Annotated in this window: 15 protein-coding genes; 7 read left to right on the top strand and 8 right to left on the bottom strand. The window is 64.2% G+C overall.

Going from position 1 to position 15,920, the window contains the following annotated elements:
* Nucleotides 1-31 precede the first annotated feature (31 nt).
* Nucleotides 32-2,401 (bottom strand): ATP-dependent DNA helicase, encoded by a 2,370-nt coding sequence (locus tag AC6I6X_RS07450; RefSeq protein WP_497929892.1) that lies wholly within the window; start codon nucleotides 2,399-2,401, stop codon nucleotides 32-34.
* Between the two features lie 172 nt (nucleotides 2,402-2,573).
* Between AC6I6X_RS07450 and AC6I6X_RS07445 the strand changes: the two genes are divergently transcribed.
* Complete coding sequence (locus AC6I6X_RS07445; protein WP_497929891.1) at nucleotides 2,574-2,813, top strand: DUF7127 family protein; 240 nt, start codon at nucleotides 2,574-2,576, stop codon at nucleotides 2,811-2,813.
* Between the two features lie 67 nt (nucleotides 2,814-2,880).
* Nucleotides 2,881-3,471 (top strand): DUF1684 domain-containing protein, encoded by a 591-nt coding sequence (locus AC6I6X_RS07440; protein ID WP_497929890.1) that lies wholly within the window; start codon nucleotides 2,881-2,883, stop codon nucleotides 3,469-3,471.
* 181 nt (nucleotides 3,472-3,652) lie between these two features.
* Here AC6I6X_RS07440 and AC6I6X_RS07435 read toward each other — a convergent pair whose 3' ends face one another.
* On the bottom strand, nucleotides 3,653-4,333 hold the full coding sequence (locus AC6I6X_RS07435) for a class I SAM-dependent methyltransferase (protein WP_497929889.1): 681 nt from the start codon (nucleotides 4,331-4,333) through the stop codon (nucleotides 3,653-3,655).
* 320 nt (nucleotides 4,334-4,653) lie between these two features.
* On the opposite strand from AC6I6X_RS07435, the gene AC6I6X_RS07430 reads away from it, so the two are divergent.
* Both AC6I6X_RS07430 and AC6I6X_RS07425 read left to right on the top strand, forming a co-directional pair.
* Nucleotides 4,654-5,232, top strand: coding sequence for a DUF7090 family protein (locus AC6I6X_RS07430; RefSeq protein ID WP_497929888.1), 579 nt, complete (start codon nucleotides 4,654-4,656; stop codon nucleotides 5,230-5,232).
* Nucleotides 5,233-5,278: 46 nt separating this feature from the next.
* Nucleotides 5,279-5,596, top strand: a complete 318-nt coding sequence (locus tag AC6I6X_RS07425; protein WP_497929887.1) for a nucleoside triphosphate pyrophosphohydrolase — start codon at nucleotides 5,279-5,281, stop codon at nucleotides 5,594-5,596.
* 86 nt (nucleotides 5,597-5,682) lie between these two features.
* On the opposite strand, the gene AC6I6X_RS07420 is transcribed toward AC6I6X_RS07425, so the two are convergent.
* From AC6I6X_RS07420 to AC6I6X_RS07400, 5 genes are all read right to left on the bottom strand, one after another.
* On the bottom strand, nucleotides 5,683-6,465 hold the full coding sequence (locus AC6I6X_RS07420; protein WP_497929886.1) for a DUF7089 family protein: 783 nt from the start codon (nucleotides 6,463-6,465) through the stop codon (nucleotides 5,683-5,685).
* Complete coding sequence (locus AC6I6X_RS07415) at nucleotides 6,465-6,554, bottom strand: hypothetical protein (protein ID WP_497929885.1); 90 nt, start codon at nucleotides 6,552-6,554, stop codon at nucleotides 6,465-6,467. The genes AC6I6X_RS07420 and AC6I6X_RS07415 overlap by 1 nt, the downstream gene beginning before the upstream one ends.
* Before the next feature lie 251 nt (nucleotides 6,555-6,805).
* Nucleotides 6,806-7,786: an OapC/ArvC family zinc-ribbon domain-containing protein gene (locus tag AC6I6X_RS07410; RefSeq protein ID WP_497929884.1), complete on the bottom strand. Its 981-nt coding sequence runs from the start codon at nucleotides 7,784-7,786 to the stop codon at nucleotides 6,806-6,808.
* On the bottom strand, nucleotides 7,786-8,187 hold the full coding sequence (locus tag AC6I6X_RS07405; RefSeq protein ID WP_497929883.1) for a DUF2073 domain-containing protein: 402 nt from the start codon (nucleotides 8,185-8,187) through the stop codon (nucleotides 7,786-7,788). Before AC6I6X_RS07405 ends, AC6I6X_RS07410 begins: the two co-directional genes overlap by 1 nt.
* 6 nt (nucleotides 8,188-8,193) lie before the next feature.
* Nucleotides 8,194-8,832, bottom strand: coding sequence for an Era-like GTP-binding protein (locus tag AC6I6X_RS07400; RefSeq protein WP_497929882.1), 639 nt, complete (start codon nucleotides 8,830-8,832; stop codon nucleotides 8,194-8,196).
* A 1,434-nt stretch (nucleotides 8,833-10,266) separates the two neighbouring features.
* Between AC6I6X_RS07400 and AC6I6X_RS07395 the strand changes: the two genes are divergently transcribed.
* On the top strand, nucleotides 10,267-11,970 hold the full coding sequence (locus tag AC6I6X_RS07395; protein WP_497929881.1) for a Cdc6/Cdc18 family protein: 1,704 nt from the start codon (nucleotides 10,267-10,269) through the stop codon (nucleotides 11,968-11,970).
* A gap of 93 nt (nucleotides 11,971-12,063) precedes the next feature.
* Here the strand turns inward: AC6I6X_RS07395 and AC6I6X_RS07390 are convergent, their stop codons facing one another.
* Nucleotides 12,064-13,185, bottom strand: coding sequence for a S24/S26 family peptidase (locus AC6I6X_RS07390; RefSeq protein ID WP_497929880.1), 1,122 nt, complete (start codon nucleotides 13,183-13,185; stop codon nucleotides 12,064-12,066).
* A gap of 137 nt (nucleotides 13,186-13,322) precedes the next feature.
* Here AC6I6X_RS07390 and AC6I6X_RS07385 point away from each other — a divergent pair, with 137 nt between their 5' ends.
* Nucleotides 13,323-14,915, top strand: coding sequence for a DNA-directed DNA polymerase II small subunit (locus AC6I6X_RS07385; protein WP_497929879.1), 1,593 nt, complete (start codon nucleotides 13,323-13,325; stop codon nucleotides 14,913-14,915).
* Nucleotides 14,916-14,990: 75 nt separating this feature from the next.
* A complete protein-coding gene (locus tag AC6I6X_RS07380; protein WP_497929878.1) occupies nucleotides 14,991-15,899 on the top strand; it encodes an amidohydrolase family protein in 909 nt (302 codons plus the stop codon).
* The last annotated feature ends 21 nt before the right edge of the window (nucleotides 15,900-15,920 follow it).

The following is a 15,920-nucleotide window of genomic DNA, read 5'->3' as shown; positions in this document are numbered from 1 at the left end:
GGTCGAGGACCGAAACGATGAGCGACGGCGATCAGGAGCGTCGTGATCGGAACCGATCGAGGCCGTGTTCGAGCATGTCGGGACTCACGGCCTGGAACTCGCCGTCGTCGGGGAGATAGGGGCGAACGGAGTCCCAGCTGTCGCGGGCGTAGCGCTCGTCGAGCAGGACCCGGACGCCGACGTCCTCCGGCGAGCGGATGACCCGTCCGATCGCCTGGCGCGCTTTTCGTACTGCGGGGATCGTCAGCGCGTAGACGAATCCGTCGCCGAACGCGTCGTCGTAGGCCCGGCGGACGGCCTTCGTTCGGGGACTCGAGGTGTTGACGATCGGGACGCCACAGACGACCGCGGCCGCGAGTCGATCGCCGCTGTAGTCGACGCCCTCCGTCAGGGTTCCCCGGAGGCTGGTCACGAGCACCTTGCCGTCGCCGGCGAAGAACTCGGCCTTGAGCGACTGGGTCGTCTCGTCGTCGCTCGAGGCGTCGAGGAGGACGGGTTTGTCGACGCCGTCCTCGAGCACGCTGGCGGCCCACTCCGCCTCCGCGTAGCTCGGCATTCCGACGAGAACGTTCCCGGGGAGGCGTGCGACCTTCGCGATGGCGTCGGCGTAGTGGGTTCGGGTCGGGTTCGTCTCCCCCGGACTGCCGCGATTGTCGTAGGTGAATTTTGGCGCGGCGACGGCGAAGCTCTCGCGGTTTTCTGCGGGGAAGTGCAGGCCGTAGCGGCGCTCGACGATGGGCCTGTCCTCCTCGCCGGCGAGGTACTGGAGACCCGTCACCTCGGTGAACGCGTCGATCGGTTCGAGCGTCGCGCTCATCAGGACGCCGCCGCCGAACTGGCCGAGTCGATCGCCGATCGCGTCGCTGGGGACGCAGTTGTGCAGGGCGAGCCTGGCGGTGTAGGCCCGCCGCCACGAGTCCGGCGGTTCGGTCTCGTCCCACGTGCGTTCGAGTTCGATCTCCCGGAAGTAGTCGGTGTGACCGCAGCGGTACCACTCGCCGAGGACGCGGCCGACGGTCGGGGCGGCGCGGGTACGCTCCTCGTCCTCGGCCTCGTTCAGGATCCGCGCGACGACAGCCCCGACGGCCTCGACGCGGACCCAGTCGACGTCGCCGTAGCCGGCCTCGCGCGCCCACTCGGAAATCTCGTCCTCGGCGGGTTCTCCCGGGTCCCGGAGCGGGATCTCCTCGTCGTCGAGGTCGGTGAGGTCCGACTCCCAGCCACGATAGTTCCGATCGAGATAGGCCGTCACACGCCGATCGAGTTCGCCCCGGAGGTCCCGGACGAACTCGAGGGTGCGCTCGAGTTCGTCGTACGAGACGTCGCTGTCGTTCAGTTCCGCCCGGAGGAGGTCGGCGTCGGCGGTTTTCGACCCGCCCTCGGCCCGGCGACCCTCGCGTTCGAACCTGATCGGCTGGACGACCCGCGAGAGTTCGGTCTCGGCGTCTCGAAGCGTGGCGTCGGCGACCCCGTCGCTGACGAGGTCGCGCACCCGCGGTTCGAGCATGTGCGCCTCGTCGCAGACGACGAACGTGGAGTCGTCGAGCAACGCGCCGGTGAACGCCGTGGTCGTGGTCGGATCGAACGCGTGGTAGTAGTTGCCGATGACGACCTCGGCGTGGCCCAGCAGTGCGCCCATCGCGGAGTGTGGGCAGGTCCCGTGCCGGACCGATCGAGCGACGAGGTCGTCGGGCGTAACCATGCCGGCCTCGGTGAAGTCGAAGGGAACGGCTTCCGCGGCGTCGCCCTCCTCGTCGTCCGGCAGGTCTTCGAGGTACTGCGCGTAGAACGGACAGTACTCGGTTTCGACACCGACCGCGCCGCCGTCCGAGTAGGCGGGCATCTCGAGCGGGTACGGGGCCGTTTCGTCCGCAGTCTCGAGGAATCTGGCGGTGGTCCCCGTCCGGCCGCTGTCCGCGAGCCCGGTCTGTTGCTGGCGGGCACGTGCGGTCAGGCTCCCGGCGGTCGTGTCGCCGCCCTCCCCCGTGAGGTCGCGGGTTCGATCGCGGAGGGTTTCACAGCGATCGTAGACGTTGCTGTCGTCGATCCCGCCGGCGTTTTCGCGATTGTACGGGCAGACGTCTGCCTTCCCGACGAGGGTGAGTCCGGAGACGGGATTCCAGTCGTCGGGCAAGTTCTCGTTGATCGTCTCGAGGTCGGCCTCGAACTGGCGCAGTTGCTGTTTGACGCTCGTGAGCACGAACACGCGCTCGTAGTCGGTGTCCGGATCGCGCACGAGGTCGATCCCCGCGGTGAGCGCGATCATCGTCTTCCCGGTGCCACAGGCGCCCTCGATGACGGTGTAGCCACCGTCGCGAGCGGTATCGATGGCGGTCTCGATGCCGTCGACCTGCGCGTCGTAGGGCTCGTCGTGGCCGAACACCGGCCGCCAGTTCGTCATGGATGCCGTACTCGGCGGTCGTCGTCCATAGCGTTGACGGACTGGAATGGCTGCCCTACCCAATATAAACCGTGGCCCGAACTCGCGATTCCGTGGCCCGGGCTCGCGATTCGTACCGGCTGCCGAAATCTGTAGGGGTGTCGCTTTAACTGCGTGAACGCCTAGTACTGGTATGAAAGTCCCAAAGTCCCTCCAGAACGTCGATCACAGCGGCGCGGTCGTCAGAACGATCGAGTACGACGACGGGAGCGTCATCGCGATCGACTTCGGCCACGCGGGCGACGATATCTCGGTCGACGTCATCGGGTCGACGGCGATCGTCGTCACCGGCGACGAGCAGTACGAGTTCGAACTGCCGCCCGAGGCCAGCGACGTGTCCGCGCGGAACGGCGTCCTGACGATCGAGGAGTAACGCCGGGGCCGGACTCGCCGCCGACCCGAAACACAACCCATTCCCTTCCCGCCCCGCTACGTGGGGTATGACCGAGTCCGACGACGCGCTCGACGTCGATCGCTGGCGCGAGGACCTCGAATCGAAACGCGCCGAGAAAGACGAGTTCTTCGCCGAACATCCACAGTCGCCGATCCCGCCCGAGGAGCGCGAGGCGTTCTCCGGCCTCGATTATTTCGATCCGGACCCCGACTACCGGGTGACGGCGACCGCAGCGGTCCACGACGATCCCGAGGTCGTGCTACTGGACACGACCGCCGGACGCGAGATGCGCTATCTCCGGACCGTGACGCTGGAGTTCGAACTCGTTCGGGACGATCCGGACCTCGAGGACGGCTCCGTCGAACTGGCCGCCTACCAGCTCGAGAGTCCGAACGACGAACCCTACTTCGTCCCGTTCCGGGACAAGACGACCGGCCAGCAGACCTACCAGGGCGGCCGGTACATGGAACTGGCCGCCGATCGAGACCTCGAAACGGGCGACGAGATCGTCATCGATTTCAACCTCGCGTACACGCCGTTCTGCGCCTACAGCGAAACCTTCGACTGTCCGCTCCCGCCCGAGGAGAACTGGCTCGGGGTCGCGATTCCGGCGGGGGAGCGGTTCGAGTCGAACTGATTCCCCGAGACCGATCGCGTCGGGGCTCCGAACGGGTGACAACGGGGCCTGCGTTGCGACTCGAGTGGAAACGGAGGGGTTTGGAGAGAGCGAACCATCCGGGTGGCATCCGTGAGAGCGAACCTTCCGAGTGGCGTCCGTGAAAGCGACACCTTTCGGGGTCGCCGTTCGACGATCGCGATCAGGGGGCTACGCCGACGGTCAGCAGCGTCCCGTACTCGCGGTAGCGTTCGACCATCGCGTCGCGCGTGTCCCAGTCGTCGGTCGGGAACTCGGCCTCGCTCGGGATGGTGATCTCCCGATCGGGGATATTGTCCTGTTCGGCCACGTGGAGGCCCGCCCGGCGGAAGGCCTCGCGGTACTGCTCGCGATCCCAGCGGGTCATCTCGATGTCGATAACGTCCTGCCACTCGTGGGAGTGGACGTTCTCCTCGTAGTAGTTGACGGCGCAGTAGAACGTGCCGCCGGACCGGAGGACGCGGGCGATCTCCTCGAGCGTATGGTGGGGATCGCTGGCGTAGTAGAACGCCTCCATCGACCAGACGTGGTCGATCGAGTCGTCGGCGAAGGGGAGCGAGCCGAAGTCGCCGACGACGAAACCGACCCGGTCGTCGTCGGTGTACCCGGCCGCGTTGTGAGCCATCTCGGGCGCGCCATCGAGGCCGTAGACGCGACCCGCATCGCTGGTTTCCCGGAGGGCCCGCCCGGCGTAACCGCTGCCGCAGCCGAGATCGAGGACGGTATCGCCCGATTCGACGGGCATCCGTGCGAGGGCGTCTTTGGCGGTGTGCCAGTGGCGTTCCTCCATCCCCTTGTCGCGACCGCTCGTAGCCCACTCGTCGAACTCCTCGCGTACGCTCATACGTGGAGATCAGCCTCCGATGGCAAAACGAATTCGACTCGACGCCGATCCGTCGGTGCCGAGGCGATCGCCACCGACAAGCTTTTTAGGCTGGCCTAAAAAGAGGTAGTCGGAGAGGGGCCGGCCACAATCCGTGGGCATCGGATCGAGGCCGACTGACCGACGATCGCTGTTTCCTCCTCTCGCCCCCTTCGCGATCTAATTCCTGGCACGCCGAGAGCGCCGCCGAGCGCTCGATCGGAGCCAGGACACGATCGCACGATTACGACGTGTTCCACATCCCCACTCTTAAGTCAGTGCCGAAAGTTGTTCTCTCCAGTATGGAGTACACGCTCGAAATCGACGGCACTCCCGAGACGGTGCCAGGTGGGACTGGCGTCCTCCTTCTTCATCCCAGCACCGGCGAGACCGATCGGATCGACACCGACTTTCTCAAAACGGACACGGACAACTTCCTCGTCGTCTCCACCCGAACTACGGCCCGCGAAGTCAAGCAGAAACTCGAATACTACGACGTCGACGAGGAGCGCGCCGAGATTCTCGACACGCTGAGCATCGAACGCGGCTACTCTCGGCGCACGAGCGACACGGTCCACTACGTGGCCGCGCCCGACGACGTCGACGGCATCGTCGACCACATCGACGGCTTCCTCGACAATCACGACGGCAAACTCCGAATCAGCTTCGACTCCGTGACCGAACTCGCCTACTACGCCGGCGACGACCGCGCACTGGACGCCGTCGAGCGGATCCTCGTCCTGCTCGAGAAGTACGACGCGATCGGTCTCTTCCACCTTTCCGAAGAACCCCACGACCCGGCGCTGGTCGACGAGTTCCGCGAGCTATTCGACGGCGTGATCGACCTCGACGAAGACGGCACCGTCGACGCCGAGTTCTGAACCGCGGTTGCGCTTCAGCCGATCCCGTTCCACCCCACTCGAACACATGCCCACAGAGTACGACAAACTCGTTCGCGATCGGATTCCGGAGATCATCGAGGCCAACGACGATCGGCCGTCGATCCACACGGCTGACGACGCTGAGTACGCCGAGAGACTCGCCGCGAAACTCACCGAGGAAGCGACGGAGTTCGAGGAGTCGCGCGACTTCGATGAACTGGCCGACGTTCTCGAGGTAATCCGTGCGATACTCGACGATCGGGGGCGGACGATGGCCGACCTCGAGACGCGGCGGCGCGAGAAACGGGCCGAACGCGGCGGGTTCGACGATCGAATCGTCCTCGAACGGGTCGAGTCCGATTAGCGGATCGGGTCGATCGAACTGGGAGGATCACCGTCGATCAAACTGGGAGGATCGGGGTCGAGCGGTTCTGGATACCGGGCCGTCGCTCAGTCCGCCAGCGAGTCGAACGTTTTCTCGGCCCACCGGATCGCGTAGTCGGGCCCGTGATCCCGGTAGGCCTCGGTGTCGAGCGCGGCGAACGGCGCCGGCAACTCGATCGCGTGCTTGATGGCCGCACAGGCGAGTTCGGTCGCGTCCGCGAACTCGGTGTCGCCGCGGGCGACCGCCTGCGGGAGGTTGGCGACGCGATTCTCGAGGCGGGTCCCCGCGTCCTGCCACGCGTCGGCCAGTTCCGGATGGTCGTCGTGCCAGCCGGCGAAGACGTCGCGGCTCTGGAGGCCGACCCACCCGTCGAACAGCGCCGCGGCGACCTGGTAGGTACCACCGGGATCGAGTTCGACCGCCCGGTTCAGATCGTGATAGTCCGCCTCGAAGAACCCGAGAAAGTGTTCGGGAACCCCGAGGTCCAGTTCCACGAACGCTTCCGCGATCAGGAATTCGACAAAGGACTCGGGCGAGCCTTCGACCCGCGGTTTGACGATGACCGTCGGTGGCTCGGTCTGGCGCGTCCAGACGACGCTCCCGTCGCCCGGCATCCCGATCGTGAAGTCCGAACTCGCGTAGCGGGACAGAAGCGTCGGCGCGTCGTCCGGGAGCCACTCGGCGGGATAGCTCGCGGGGTCGAGCGCGTCCGCGAGCAAGCCGAGGTCCTCCGCCTGCGCCGGCGGGAGCGTCTCGAAGTCCCGCGAACAGTCGACGACCTGCGCGTCGGGCGCGTACTCCTCCTGGACCGCTTCGAGCCGACTCGAGAGCGATCGGGGCTCGAACATCAGGCGAAGGCGCTCTGGAAGAGGAGCAGGACCGCAAGCAGTGCCGAGACAGCTACCGTACCGAGGACGATCTTGGTTGGAGTGCTCATACTCGGTGGCTGTCGGTCACGTCGCTTAAATCCATCTGTCTCGGGCAAACTCGCCGTCGCGACAGCAGGTGCTCCAGGACGAGGAGAAATCCATCGTTTCAGATGGACGTAATTTCCTACAGTAACTGGCTGGTGTCCCAGATTCGGAGATCGTTCCAGTCGAAATATCCCGGTCCGGGAGTCGCCGTCGAAGCGGGCTGAACTTTGCGGTGCTGGAGTCGCCGCCGAAGCGGAATCAGCCGTGTGGACGATTACTCGTCGTCGTTGCCGCGCCACGAGTCCGGGACGTCGATGACGTATCGGCCGTCCTCCTGCAGCGAGATGATGTACTCCTCGCGGTTGTACAGTTCCATGAGATTGAGTTCGTACTGGCCGGGGCTGACGATCTTGATGCTCTCGAACTGCTCGTTGAGTTCCTCGCGGAGGTCTTCGATCGACGGCTGATCGGCCGACGGTTCGCTGACGACGCGGCCGTGCTCCGGCGGTGCATCTTCGGTGTCTGCCGGCCGAGATGGGCGATCCGCGTCCTCGATCGACGGATTCTCGCCGGTACTGGCCGACCCCGAGGGGAGGTCGTCCCGACTCACGACTTCGGTCCTGGCGTCTGCCTGTGCCGTGTCTTCGTCGTCCACAAACGAGGTCGAATCGGCCGACAGCGCCGGATCCGAGGACACTGACTGGTCCGGATCCGCAGTCGTCGATCGATCAAGATCCGTAGACACCGATCGATCGGCGGCGGCTGTGGTTTCGTCGCCGGTCGATCGGTCTTCGGGTCGTCGTGCCGTATCCGGCCACTCGGCGAACTCGCCCACGTCGCCCGAACTGCCGTCCGGGCCGGCGCTTCGGTCGACCGGCGATTCGGTCTCCGTGGGCCACGGCGTACTGGCTTCGGTAGAACCGTCCCCCCGTTCGGTCCCAGATCGGCCAGTATCCGACGAGTCCGACGTCACGAAGTCACGAACCGTTTCGGCGGCCCGGGTCGCGACGCCGTCCCCGGTGTCGGAACTGGAGTCTGGATCGGGCCGTTCGGTCGACGGGGCAGATCCGGTACCGCCGGAACCGCGGGACTCCTCGATCGTGACGGCGCCGTCGGTCCGGTCCGACGATTCTCGTGCGACCGTCGCGTTCGGCGCAAACTGGAACTTGTTCCCCCCACAGTCGGGACAGCCCGAGAGCATCTCCTTCGAGCCGTCGGGGAACGTGCGGCCGCAGTTCGTGCATTCGTGTGGCATTAGTTTCGGGACACGAGCGCGCTGATGAGCGTTTCGTCCTTGTGGAGTGTTTCGATCTGGTTCGCCGGACCGATCACCGTCAGTTTCGTCGTCGGTTCGTCGGAACCCATGATGCGACCGAGCAGGGACGAATCACGGGTCTCCGACTTGGGGTAGGTCTCGATTTCGATCCCGTTGAACTCGTCCGGGCTGATCTCGGCCATCGTCACCTCGATGAGCCTGCTCTCCTCGTCGGGGGTCAACCCCTCCTCGAGGATGACGATGTTCCCGTCGTGGACGCCGTCCAGGATCATCCGGATCTTCTCCATGGCCGCCATTCCGTCCATGCGCTCGCCGCTGATGAGGTCGATCTGGACGCCGTCGGGACCGTCCGGGTCGTCCGTATTGGTTGCTTTGGGCATGCCTGTTCACCCGAAGTACTCCGCGATGCTATCGTACACTTCGTCCATGTTGTCGCCCTCCTTCGCGGAGAGGGGAACGGTCTTGTGCTGCGGGAACGCGTCTTCGATCCGCTTGACGCTCGACTCCTCGAGGTCGATCTTGTTCGCGAAGATGAGGACTGGCAGATCCTTGGACTCGATGATACCGATCAGCATCGTGTTGACCTGGGTGATCGGATCCTCCGCGCTGTCCAGTACGTAGATGACGCCGTCGACGTCCTCGCGCAGCCAGTGCATCGCCTCGGCGACGCCCTCGGTGGCCTCGCGCGACCGGCGGATGGCGTCGTCTTCCTCCATGTCGTCGGTGAACTCCTCGTAGTCGACTTTCGTCGTGACACCCGGCGTATCGACGATGTCGATAGTCACCGTCTTCCCGTTCCGCTCGATTTCGACGCCTTCCTTTCGACGTGCGCGGCGCGTTTCGTGTGGCACGCGGCTCTCCGTGCCGATCGCGTCGCCGGTCCAGTCGCGTGCAATCCGATTCGCGAGCGTCGTCTTGCCGGCGTTTGGCGGACCGTAGATACCGATTCGTTTCGGTTCCTGTTCGGAGAACAGGCGATCCGTCACCCGAGAGATACTATCTTTGAGTTCTGTGAACAATCCCATCCTTGGGGACCTCCAGCACCGCGGGGTGCATCTGCGCGTACTACTGACTGAACTCACTTAAGCCTACGTCAGACATATTGACTATCCAAGACTACTGAATGCAATTCTGTGACGAAGTACGACTCGTATTTCAGGTCGCGATCGAGATAGATTTTGAAGCGCGCGACAGAACGATCGCGTCGAGGACATCGAGAGCCGTAATACGGGAGAGCGACGAGAAACGGGTCCGCCGAAATCGACGTGGATCATCATATCGATCTTACGACGGCCGTCACTGGCACGATGATTCGTGAGAGTTTCAGTTCTGCAGGAGTAGCACATCCGCGGGAGTAGCACCCGAGTGAGTAGCATCCGGGAGAGTAGCCATCCGCACGGGAAACTATTCTCGGTCGCATCCTGGGTTCTGATACCAGTCATGGTACACGATTCCGAGTTAGAGTATGTAACGGGAAGCCGAACTGGAGTATGTGGTGGGAAGGCACGATACACGATATCAAGGGCTGGGTGGTGCCGAACCGATCGATGTGATCGGAACACCCCCACCCCTTCGTTTCAACTGGAGAGTGCCGAAGCAGTCCTCGGTCGAATGGGCGGATTCACGTGAATAGGACGTACTGAACACCTGACTTTCGACTCGAACCCGCTCGTCGGACCCGCTACGGTGGAGAATCGAGAGAATACGGAGAGGCTAGCAACAGAAACGGCTGAGACCACCAGATCTAGCAGGCTCTAGCAATAAACTACTACTCTCTAGTAAATTTCTTCTTTTGCTAGGATTGCGGATATTGTTTTTCCACCACCATCATAAAACTTCCCGTTCTCAGTACCCCTCCCCCACCACCCCTCCTTCGAACTCCTCCACCTGAAACGAAGGGGTGGGGGGCTAGAGCCAGGCTTCATACTAGGACGCTAGAATGGTAATATTATCACTCTCTTCGTCCGATCAATCGATCGTCTTCACGCTGACCTCCAGGTCCTCTCACCGATTGACTACCTATTCCTCCCAGCGATCGATCGACCAGTCACTCCATCAGACCAGTTACTCCATCGAACGATCGATCTCATGTTCTTCGCCCCCTTCACTCGACCGTCCCCTCGGATCCTCACTTCGCGCGACATCAGCTCTCCAAACTGATCCGCTGATCCCTGAGACGATCTGATAGCCTCTGAGACGGTTCGTTGGCTCCGAAACGATCCGTTCGTTCCGCTCGACGAGTCGCTTCTCTCCGTTAGATCGCGTCGGCCGATCCGGTCGGCACGTTGAATTGAATGGAAGAATTTAATACGACGGTCTCCCACTGTTTCGTTTGCATCAACTGGACTCGGTCCGAAGACATGGGATAGTAGATACGGTTCAGAAGGCCATCTACGGACCAATATTCCTGTATTCGGGGTCCGAATTCCACTCGAAACGAGGGGGTACGTGTACGACGGATGTCAGACGACAAACCAGAAACTACGAGAACCGACGCCGACGATGCCGAGGTCGAGGGTGAGCGGACGGCGGGGTTCTCGACGGACTTCGGGAGTTCCGACATCGCCGAGGAGGAGTCGAACCAGGGGCTGTTCGACGATCTTCTCAGTGGCGAACCGATCTTCGAGAACAAGGAAGTGTTGCGTCCGTCCTACACGCCACACGAACTCCCCCACCGAAGCGACCAGATCAACAAGATGGCGACGATTCTGGTCGCCGCGCTTCGCGGGGAGACCCCCTCGAACATCCTCATTTACGGCAAGACGGGGACGGGAAAGACCGCGAGCGCCAAGTTCGTCAGCAAGGAACTCGAGAGCACGTCACAGAAGTACAGCGTCCCGTGTGACGTCGAGTACATCAACTGTGAGGTGACCGATACCCAGTATCGCGTCCTCGCACAGCTGGCCAACAAGTTCATCGAAAAGAACGAGGCCCGCATCGCCGATCGGATCGAGACGCTCGAATCCCTGCGCGCGGACGTGGACGAGTACGACGACGCTGGCGCACGATCGACCGACGAGGGATCCGATCTCTTCGCGGACGTCGCGACGGACGAGACGCCCGGACCGGCGTCGAACGACCCCAACGAAACTGGTTCAACTGGAGACGAGATCGACTTCACGTCTGCCGAATCTCCAGTTGAAACAGAGGGGTCGAACGACGACGCGGCCGCCGATCGCGACCTCCCGCCGGACCACCCGCTCGCCTCGACGCCGTTTGCCTCCCGATCGGAACTCGAGGACCGAATCGACGAACTCGAGGCCGACCGGGACTCGTTCGAGGAGGTCCCGATGACCGGGTGGCCAACGGATCGGGTCTACAGCGTCTTCTTCGACGCCGTCGATTACGACGAGCGCGTGGTCGTGATCATGCTCGACGAGATCGACAAACTCGTCGAGAAGAGCGGCGACGACACGCTCTACAACCTCTCGCGGATGAACTCCGAACTCGAGAACTCGCGGGTGTCGATCATCGGCATCAGCAACGACCTGAAGTTCACGGACTTTCTCGACCCCCGGGTCAAGTCCTCGCTCGGCGAGGAGGAGATCGTCTTTCCGCCGTACGACGCGAACCAGTTGCGGGACATTCTCCAGCACCGCTCGGACGTCGCGTTCAAAGAGGGCGCACTCTCCGACGACGTGATCCCCCTGTGTGCTGCCTTCGCGGCCCAGGAACACGGTGACGCGCGCCGCGCGCTCGATCTGCTTCGGACCGCGGGCGAACTCGCCGAGCGCGCCCAGACGGAGACGATCGTCGAGGAACACGTCCGCCAGGCCCAGGACAAGATCGAACTCGATCGGGTCGTCGAGGTCGTCCGGACGCTCCCCACGCAGAGCAAACTCGTCCTCTTCGCGATCATCCTCCTGGAGAAGAACGGCGTTCACAGCATCAACACGGGCGAGGTGTTCAACATTTACAAGCGCCTGTGCGAGGAGATCGACGCCGACGTGCTGACCCAGCGCCGGGTTACCGACCTCATCAGCGAACTCGACATGCTCGGGATCGTCAACGCGGTCGTCGTCTCGAAGGGCCGGTACGGCCGCACCAAGGAGATCAGCCTCTCGGTGCCGCTCGAAGAGACCGAGGCGGTCCTCCTCTCGGACTCACGGCTTTCCGACATCGACGACATCCAGCCGTTCGTCCAGGCGCGATTCGAGAACTGAGCCGATCGGCGTCGATTCGCCGGTGCTTCTCAGGCACTCGGATTTCGCTTTTCCAGCAGAAACGGGCGTGTTCGTGGACCGCGAGGATCGGCCTCAGAACCGTCGTCGCGTGACGGCGACGGCAGCGGTCACACCGGTCGCCGCGACGCCAGCGCTCGCGGCTCCGACGGTGTGTGTTCCCGTCGCGGTGGGTCCCGCTCCGGCGGGACTGGCCCCGACGATCGTCGGCGACGTGGTGGCGGTCCCGCCGAAGATCGTGTCGAAGGTCAGGCGAACGTGGCCGAGCCACGGGATCCGGTACATCGCCTTCCCCGTGACCCATTCGGGTTTGACGACGGAGGACTTGGGATTCAGCCCGACCTGATCGTAGTTGTGGTTCGCGTCGCCTTTCGTGACGAACCCGTCGTGGGGTGCCGGACAGGACCGAATATCGTCGCAGTCGTTTCCGTTGAGATACGACGGATTCGCCTGGGTCGCGACCCAGTTCTCGCCCTCCTCGACGTAGAAGTGAGCTCGATGGATGATCGGCGTCCGCTGGTCCGTCCCGTCGGGCCTGAAGACGATAACGTCGCCGGAGTTGCCGAACTTCTCGTGGTTTCCGCCGTTCTCCATCGTGACGATACCGGTGGCGTCGGCGGGATTCTCGCCCACGAACCGATCGTCGTCGACGACGAAGACGAGGTCGCCGCGTTCCATGTTCGGTTCCATGCTCCCGCTCTCGACGGCGACCAGCGGCGGCCAGATCCCGCTGACCCCGAACAGCAAGAGCCCGACGACCGCGACGATCGCCACGCTGCTCAATACGTCGCGGGCGAAGACGACGGTTCCGTCGTCCGTCTTCAGGAACCAGCGGATCACGCCGTCGTTCTCGATGGTGACAGCGTCACCGCCGCCCTGTTCACCGGGCCCGGCGGCTGTACCCGCGCTGGCGTCTCGATCGCCGTTCGAGCCTGCGATTGCGCTGTCGCCCGCCGTGCCAGTCTCGTTACCACCGGTTCGATTCGACGCCTCACTGGCCTGACGGCTCGAGTTGCCGGTTCGCTCGTTCGAATCGTCGGCTCGCCGGGTCGAGTCGTCGGGTGGGCCCACCGGGGTGTCTCTCGCGTGCGTCTCGTCCGGAGCGTCGGTCTCGTCCGACGGCGGCTCGTCGTGGGTGTCGGCAGCGTCGTCACCGTGCCCGTCGTCGTCGGAATCTCCGGAATCGGGACCGCTCATCGTCCCGTGTTTTGCCGGGGCCGGCAATCAACCTTCTGTTCGGGCTGGTTCGACCACGTCGCTCGAGTGCGGTCGTCGCTACCGAATTCGATCGGGGATTCGCTACGTTTTTCCCCGCGGTCACGAATGCGAGGGGTGTGCCACTCGAGGGCCCCGCCCGGATCGTCAGCGAACTCACCAGTCGCGGGTACAACGCCGAACGCGAGGCGGTGACGAAGATCGCGTCCGCGGACGACTCGCGGGCCGCCCTCGAACACGTCATCGAGACGCTTCCCGAGGACGCCCTCGTCGTCACGACCGATCACGTCGACGCGGCCCTCGACGGAGGTCAGCCGTCCGTTTCCACCCCCGATCGATCCGGTGACCCGCCCGACGCCGCGACGCAGTCCGGGGCGACTCCCTCCACGACCGACCCCTCCGTTTCAACTGGAGCGGCAACCCCGAATTCGACGGACGACGTCGAGCAGTCTCCAGTTGAAACGGAGGGGTCTTCGACGTCGGTCGAGCGATCGGTCGATCCGGATCTCCGGTCGCTCGAGATCAGTAACGACATGACCGGGGCGAGTACCGGAACCGGCGAGTACAGCGACTTCGTCTCGGTCTTCCGGGATCGGCTCGATCGACTCGGCTCGAAACTGCGGAGCCGGGTCAACCACCGGCCGGCAACGGCGATCGAGTCGATGCCGGGCGGCGAAGATGTCGCGATGGTCGGACTGGTCAACGACGTCCGATCGACCGCCAGCGGCCACTGGCTGGTCGAACTCGAGGACGCCACGGGCACCTTCCCGTGGCTGGTGATGAAAGACCGGGAGTACGTCGACCTCGTGGACGAACTGCTCTGTGACGAGGTGCTCGCGATGGAGGGGACGCTGGCGGACGATTCGGGGATCGCGTTCGTCGACTCGATGCACTTCCCCGACGTTCCCCGGACCCACGAGCCCTCGACGGCCGATCGGCCGGTCCAGGCGGCGCTCATCAGCGACGTTCACGTCGGCAGTCAGGAGTTCATGGCGGACGCGTGGACTCGCTTCGCCGACTGGCTCCACACCGAGGCGGGCGAGCGCGTCGAGTACCTGCTGCTCGCGGGCGACATGGTCGAGGGCGTCGGCGTCTACCCCGACCAGGACGAGGAACTCGACATCGTCGACATCTACGAGCAGTACGAGGCGTTCAACGAGCACCTGAAACGGGTCCCCGGCGATCTCGAGATCGTCATGATCCCCGGCAACCACGACGCGGTGCGACTCGCCGAGCCCCAGCCCGGATTCGACGAGGAACTCCGGGAGATCATGTCGGCCCACGATCCGCGGATCGTGAGCAACCCGTCGATGGTGACGATCGAGGGGGTGTCGGTGCTCATGTACCACGGGGTCTCGCTGGACGAGGTGATCGCCGAACTGCCCGAGGAGAAGGCGAGCTACGACGAGCCGCACAAGGCGATGTACCAGCTCCTGAAGAAACGCCACGTCGCGCCGCAGTTCGGCGGCCACACCCGTCTCGCACCCGAAGAGCAGGATTACCTCGCTATCGACGAGGTCCCCGACATCTTCCATACGGGTCACGTCCACAAACTCGGGTTCGGCAAGTACCACAACGTGCTCGCGATCAATTCCGGCTGCTGGCAGGCCCAGACAGACTTCCAGAAGAGCGTCAACATCGATCCCGACGCGGGGTACGCGCCGATCGTCGACCTCGACACGCTCGACGTGACGGTCCAGAAGTTCAGCTAGCGGCCCGGTACCGGGACGTACTGCCAGCAGTACAGCTATCCCTTCCGATCCAGTATCCACTGGCGTCCGACAGATATGTCATCACCCGAGCGACGGTCGATAGCAGAAGCGTCTGTATCCGCGTTTCGCCCGGCGATCGACGCCCACACGCACGTGTTCCCCGATCGACTCGCCGCCGCGATCCAGCGGACGCTCACCGAAGAGGCCGGCTGGGAATTTTCCTCGCCGACGTCCCGAACGGGAATCGAGGACGTCCTCCGATCGGCCGGCGTCGCGGCCTACGTCGCCCTCCCGTACGCCCACGAGCCCGGACTCGCGCGCGACCTGAACGCGTGGCTCGGTGCGCAGGCCGAGGCGTCGACGGACATGATCCCGTTCGCGACGGTCCATCCAGACGACGAGGACGTCGCCGACGTCGTTCGCGAAGCGTTCGAGGACGGCGCTCGCGGCCTGAAGATCCACTGTCCGGTCCAGGAGTGTCGGCCCGCGGACTCGCGTCTCGAGCCCGCACTCGAGGTCGCGGCAGAGTACGATCGGCCGATCACCTATCACGGCGGCACCGCGCCGATGTTCGAGGACAGCCCCTACGTCGGCGCGGACGCGTTCGCGGAGGTGGTGAACTCGTACCCGGACCTTCGGGTCTGCTGTGCGCACATGGGTACCTACGAGGTCGACGCGTTCCTCGATCTCGCGCGGACCAACGAGCAGGTCTACCTCGACACGACGGTCGCGATGTCGGCGTCGGCTCCCGAGACGGTGGGATTCGACCCGTCGACGATCGCAGACGAGACCCTGATCGACTGCTCCGACTCGATCATGTACGGGTCGGACTTTCCGAACGTCCCGTACCCCTACCGCGAGGAACGGGCCGAACTGCTGGCCCGGGACCTCCCCCGCGAGACGGCCCGCGACATCTTCTACCGGACCGCGATCGACTTCCTGGGACTCGAGGACGATCCAGTGCTCGAAACGGGAGCCGCATAGAGAGGCGCGCTCCGGGCTCCC

It is taken from the genome of Halosolutus sp. YCN4 (assembly GCF_059736495.1).
This window is presented reverse-complemented; position numbering and strand designations above follow the sequence as displayed.